The organism is Pseudomonas sp. BN417 (assembly GCF_029871205.1).
Lineage (GTDB): Bacteria > Pseudomonadota > Gammaproteobacteria > Pseudomonadales > Pseudomonadaceae > Metapseudomonas.
Genome location: NZ_SSOJ01000161.1, coordinates 67,404 through 73,541, shown reverse-complemented (window position 1 = coordinate 73,541; position 6,138 = coordinate 67,404). Strand labels below are relative to the sequence as shown.

3 protein-coding genes are annotated in these 6,138 nt (G+C 62.2%); all 3 read left to right on the top strand.

Annotated elements, in window-relative coordinates:
- The first annotated feature begins 435 nt into the window (after positions 1–435).
- The 3 genes from E8F11_RS26865 (at position 436) to E8F11_RS26855 (ending at position 6,065) form a co-directional block, all read left to right on the top strand.
- Positions 436–1,092: a DUF3313 domain-containing protein gene (locus E8F11_RS26865; protein ID WP_280291961.1), complete on the top strand. Its 657-nt coding sequence runs from the start codon at positions 436–438 to the stop codon at positions 1,090–1,092.
- Positions 1,093–1,197: 105 nt separating this feature from the next.
- Positions 1,198–3,522: a tetratricopeptide repeat protein gene (locus E8F11_RS26860; protein WP_280291960.1), complete on the top strand. Its 2,325-nt coding sequence runs from the start codon at positions 1,198–1,200 to the stop codon at positions 3,520–3,522.
- 188 nt (positions 3,523–3,710) lie between these two features.
- The gene (locus E8F11_RS26855; protein WP_280291965.1) at positions 3,711–6,065 is read left to right on the top strand and encodes an arylsulfatase; all 2,355 of its coding nucleotides are present in this window, start codon (positions 3,711–3,713) and stop codon (positions 6,063–6,065) included.
- Positions 6,066–6,138 lie beyond the last annotated feature (73 nt).

Below are 6,138 nucleotides of genomic sequence, written 5' to 3'. Positions count from 1 at the left end.
AGGGGGACGAGCGGCATGGATGCCGCGAGAGGCGTGCGGGGCCAGGGATGGCCCCTCACGCCGAGCCCTCGGAGCAACGATGGAGCGAGGGAATCCCGGCGAAGCCGGGGCCGGATGCAGGGGCAAGCGTTTTTGGTTTCTTTTTTGGCGACTGAAAAAAGAGACTCGCCGGGAGGCGAAACANNNACTCGCAGCCCACTCGATAAGCAACTCGGCTCAGGACGTTCTAGCAACACTTAATGCAGACATAGCCTTTTTTCCGCAATGACTGCGACGGTGCCCAGCGTCGTGAGCCGTACAGGCATGCCCGGCATAGCGCAATGCGCATCACTTCGCCCCATGGAAACCCTCAGGCGACTAAAGAAATGCCTGAAGACCGGCATGAAGCGACGGGCTGGTCTAGCGTTACTACTCCTCACTCCGGAGAACAGCGATATGAGCGCAAGCAAGTGGCTATGTGGTGGAGCCTTGGCAGCCGCCATGATGATGGCGGGCTGCACCTCGCAGACGGCCAGCACGGAGCAGTACTCTGGCTTCCTGTCCAGTTACGACGATCTGCAGGAGGTCAAGACGAGTACCGGCAAAACCGTGTTGCGCTGGACCGCGCCGAATTTCAACCCGAAGAACTACTCCGGCCTGCTCTATCAACCGGTCAAGTTCTACCCGCAGCCCAAGCCGTCCGAGCAGATCAGCGACCAGACGCTGACATCGCTCCTGCAATACACCAATGACCAGTTGAGCCAGGCCATGGCGAGCCGGCTGCCACTGACGACCAGTGCCGGTCCCGGCACGCTGATCTTCCGCGGCGCAATCACCGGCGTGGACACCGCCACCGAGGGCCTCAAACCCTATGAGGTCATTCCGATCGCGCTGGTGGTGGCAGGGACCATGACCGCCACCGGGCACCGCGACCAGAATACGGAGCTGTTCCTCGAGGGTGAATTCATCGATGGCGCCACCAACCAGCCGGTCGCCCGCGTGGTGCGCAAAGGCTTCGGCAAGACGCTCGACAACGACGAGCAGCAGGTCACCCTGGATGACCTGAAGGCGATCGTGAACGACATGGCAAAGGACATTCGCCTCTACCCCTGAGCCAACCAACCGCATGTCCGGATCGAAAGGGCGGACATGCGGTTGTTACGGTTTTCGAATCGTCGGACGTGGCAGCAGTAGCTCGCCCCCAGGAGCGGCCCCTCAATGCCCAAGCGCCAACCTCCAGGCCCTACGCCCCCGGCGCCGTCCCGAAATCTGCAAAATCTATGGCTGAGCCTCAGCCTGTTGCTTCTGGCGGGTGTTGCGGCAGCGGCCTGGTGGTGGACGCAGCCAGTGATACGCGCCCCCTCCGCCGCCCCTGCCGCCCCTGCCCCCGCGCACTGGGTCGCAGAGAGCAGTTGCCAGGGCTGCCACACCGCGCAGTTTCAGGACTGGCAGAAATCGCACCATCGGCTGGCGATGCAGGTCGCCTCTTCGCAGACCGTGCAAGGCGACTTCACCGCCCCGCCGCTGCGCAACGAGGTGGACAGCATTCGCTTCCTGCAGAAGGGCGACAAATTTTGGGTGAGCACCACAGGGGCCGACGGCAAGACTGCTGACTTCAAGGTTGCCTACACCTTCGGCCTTGAGCCACTGCAGCAGTATCTGGTCGAACTGCCCGGTGGCGGGCTGCAAGCCCTACCCGCGGCCTGGGATGTCGAGAAGAAAGCCTGGTTCCACCTGTATCCGGAGCAAGGCATCGACTACCGCGACCCGCTTCACTGGAGCGGAGCGCAGCAGAATGCCAATTTCATGTGCATCGAATGCCATACCACGGGCTACCAGCGTCGCTTCGATCCTTCCAAGCAGGTCTTTGACAGTCAGTGGCAGGCCCTCGGAGTCGGTTGCCAGGCCTGTCACGGCCCCGCTTCCATCCACCTGCAATGGGCACGGCAGGTGCCCCCTGCCAACACGGCCGGATACGGTTTCGAGGTCAGCCTGAGGGAGGCAGGTAACCAGCGTGAAGTCCAAACCTGCGCACGCTGCCATAGCCGTCGTGCCGTCCTGGATGATGGTTACCAGCACAAGCACACGCTGCTGGACGACTACCTCCCCAGCACGCTGACCCCCGTACTCAACGAAATCGACGGCAAGATCAAGGACGAAGTCTTCGAGTACGGCTCCTTCGTGCAGAGCCGCATGCATGCCGCCGGCGTTCGCTGCTCGGATTGCCACAACCCGCACAGCGGCCAATTGCGTATCAGCGGTAACGGCGTCTGCAGCCAGTGCCATCACCCTGGCGGCAAGGTGATCCGCGCCGAAATCCAGGCTGGCGGGCTCAAGGCCGCCGATTACGACTCGCCCGAACATCACGGTCACCCACAAGGTTCGACCGGCGCGCAATGCACCAGCTGTCACATGCCCGGCAAGTTCTACATGGTCAACGACTTCCGCCATGACCACAGTTTCAGCGTGCCCAACCCGGCGCAAGCGCTCGAACTCCAGCACACGGACGCGTGCCTGGGATGCCACCGCGACAAGGCGCCCGAGCAAGTAGTCGAACAGTTCAAGGCCTGGTATCCGCAGGCCAGTGCACGTGATGGTGGCTATGCCCTGGCCCTGCACAAGGCACGCAGGGGTCTGCCGGGTGCCGGCGAGGCGCTTCTGACGCAACTGGCCCGACCCGATTTGCCGGCCATCCGCAAGGCCACGCTGCTGGCCGAGCTCCCCGCCTACCCCTCGCCACGGGCACAGCAAGCAGTCTTGCGCTTGCTGCAACACCCTGCACCAGCGGTGCGGATTGCCTCGCTCGAGGTGCTTCCCGACCTGGCCAGCCCTCAACTCCAAGCCCAGGCCCTGGCCGTGCTATTGCGCGACCCGACGCGCGCAGTACGTTTGGCAGCCGCCTGGCAATTGGTGCAGCTGCCCGTCGAGTTCCACCAGGGCCTCACCAGCTGGCCTGCAGCGATTGCCGAGTACGAGCAGGCCCAGGAGAGTCAACGTGATCGGGCCGAAGCCCTCGTCAACCTGGCCATGCTTTATCAACTGAGCAATCGCACGGCACAGGTCGAGCCCACATTACGTGCTGCCCTGCAACGTGACCCGCACTTCCATCCGGCCACCGTGCTGCTTGCTCAGTGGCGAGAACAACAAGGGGCGAGCACCGAGGCACTCCAGATGCTGCGGGACAACAACGCACGCTACCCCAAAGAGGCGAGCTACCCGCATGCCCTGGGCCTCACCCTGGTTCGCCAAGGTCAGCACACACAAGCGCTTGAGGCGCTGCGCAAGGCCCATCAGCTTCAACCAGACAACCATGACTACCTCTACGTTCTGGCCATTGCCCTGCATGACACCGGCCAGCCTGCCGAAGCCATCGCCCTGCTGCACCAGCACGTCGAAGCGCACCCTGAGCAACGCCGCCTGCGCCTGGCACTGATCGACTACCTGCTGCAGGCGGGACAGTCGCAGCAAGCCCGAGAACTGATCGAGCAGCTTGGCCAGCTGAATCCTGACGATCCCTCGTTTGCCCAACAGGCGAGGCGTTGAGCGGCTTGCAGGTGCTCAGGAGACCATCAGACGCCTGCGAGGGAAATCACTGGCACTTGATCCAGATCAAGTCCGATCGCGTGAACAGCAGAAATCTCGTCTAGATTCAACCGATGAGCGGGGATCGGCAGTACCGGGGTCCGAAGTACGCATGTTCAACCCTACTGCTATCCACAGGAGTGATCGCAATGGAACTTCGCCATGCGTTAGCACTGTTGGGCCTGCTCCCAGCGCTCTTTGCGTCGTTGGTTGTTGCCCAGACCGACAATGACAAGCTCGACCGCACCACCCTGCCCATCCCCGAACCCAAACGACCGCTGTACACCGAACTGGACGTACGTAAGGCCAAGGCCCCGCCGCAGTTCCAGGTCAAGGCGCCGGCAGGCGCACCTAACGTGGTCATCGTCCTCGTCGACGATCTGGGCTTCGGCGCCACCAGCACCTTCGGCGGGCCGATACCGACCCCAACGCTGGATCGCCTGGCGCAGAGCGGGTTGCGCTACAACAACTTCCACACCACAGCGCTTTGCTCACCGACGCGTACGGCGCTGAAGTCAGGCCGCAACCACCACACGGTAAACATGGGGTTCATCACCGAGATGGCAACAGGCTTTCCGGGCAACACCGGGCAGATCCCGAATGCAACAGCACCGGTTGCAGAAATGCTGCGTCTGAACGGCTACAGCACCGCTGCATTCGGCAAGTGGCATGAGACGGCCGTCTGGGAAGCCAGCGTTTCCGGCCCCTTCGACCGCTGGCCGACGCACCAGGGCTTTGACAAGTTCTATGGCTTCATCGGTGGCGAAACCAACCAGTGGGCGCCGTATCTCTATGACGGAGTGACGCAGGTCGAACTCCCGGATGACCCCAGCTATCACTTCATGACGGACATGACCGACAAGGCGGTGGCCTGGATCAAGTACCAGAAGGCCCTGACGCCGGATAAGCCGTTCTTTGTCTACTTCGCACCGGGCGCCACCCATGCCCCACACCATGTTCCCAAGGAGTGGATTGCCAAGTGGAAGGGCAAGTTCGACATGGGCTGGGACAAGCTGCGCGAGGAAACGCTGGCCCGCCAGATCAAGATGGGCATCGTTCCGCCGGGTACCCAGCTCGCGCCGAAACCGGTCGCCATCAAGGACTGGGACAAGCTCTCGGCTGACGAGCAGCGTCTGTTCGCCCACCAGGTCGAAGTGTTCGCCGCCTACCTCGACTTCACCGACCATGAGATCGGCCGCATGCTGGAAGCTGTCGAGGCGACTGGCCAGGCCGATAACACGCTGGTCTTCTACATCGCCGGCGACAACGGCACCAGCGGTGAAGGTGGCGAAAACGGCATGTTCAACGAATACACCTACTTCAATGGCGTGCACGAGAAGGTGCCCGACCTCCTGAAGGTCATCGACAAGTGGGGCAGCCCCGAAACCTACCCACACATGGCGGCGGGCTGGGCAGTGGCGCTGGACGCCCCGTTCGGCTGGATGAAACAGGTCGCCTCGGACTTCGGCGGGACGCGCAACGGCATGGTGGTGCACTGGCCGAAAGGCATCAAGGCGAAGAACGAGATTCGCACCCCATTCAGCCATGTTATCGACGTGGCGCCGACCATCCTCGAGGCGGCTGGATTACCTGAACCCAAGTCGGTCAATGGCACCCCCCAGATTCCCATGGAAGGCACCAGCCTGATGTACAGCTTCGATGACTCCAAGGCGAAGGAACAGCACACTACGCAATACTTTGAAATCAACGGCAACCGCGCCATCTACCACGATGGCTGGTTCGCCCGCACCATCCACCGAGCGCCCTGGGAAAGAACACCGCGCGGCCCGCTGGAAAGCGATACGTGGGAACTGTACGACGTGAAAAACGACTTCAGCCTGACCAAGGACCTGGCCGCCCAGCAACCCGCCAAGCTCAAGGAGCTGCAAGCCGTGTTTCTCAAGGAAGCCGAGGTGCACCATGTACTGCCGATCGACGACCGGTCGCTGGAGCGCGGCATCGCCTCGGCGGTGGGTCGGCCAGACCTGATGGAAGGGCGAACCTCGCTGGTGCTGGGCGAAGGCATGACGGGGATGATGGAGAACGTCTTCATCGATGTGAAGAACAAATCCAAGACCATCATCGCCGAGGTCGCCGTACCGCAAGACAATGCCAATGGCACGCTCATCGCGCAGGGCGGGCGCTTCGGCGGCTGGTCGCTGTACGTCAAGAACGGCGTGCCCGCCTATGACTACAACTTCCTCGGCATGCAGCGCTATTCGGTTGCTGCCAGCAAACCACTGCCATCTGGCAAGGCCGTCATCCGTTTCGACTTCGCCTATGACGGTGGCGGAATGGGCAAAGGCGGAATGGGCACCCTTTATGTCAACGATGAGAAGGTGGCCGAGGGGCGAATCGAACATACGCAACCGATCATATTCTCCGCGGATGAGACGGCGGATATCGGGGTCGACCTGGGCACACCGGTAGTCGAGACCATCGGCTCCGAACGTGGTTCTGTCTTCACCGGACAGATCGACAAGGTCACGGTCCAGGTGCACTAGGCAACCTTCGCGGGCCGGGCACATCACCCGGCCCGCGGTGTACTGGCAGCTCTACTCCAAACCCTGCAAGGAA

Bases quoted from the DNA above. Each gene is read 5' to 3' on its own strand.
- E8F11_RS26865 (WP_280291961.1), top strand. From the start codon at position 436: ATGAGCGCAAGCAAGTGGCTATGTGGTGGAGCCTTGGCAGCCGCCATG.
- E8F11_RS26855 (WP_280291965.1), top strand. From the start codon at position 3,711: ATGGAACTTCGCCATGCGTTAGCACTGTTGGGCCTGCTCCCAGCGCTC.
- E8F11_RS26860 (WP_280291960.1), top strand. From the start codon at position 1,198: ATGCCCAAGCGCCAACCTCCAGGCCCTACGCCCCCGGCGCCGTCCCGA.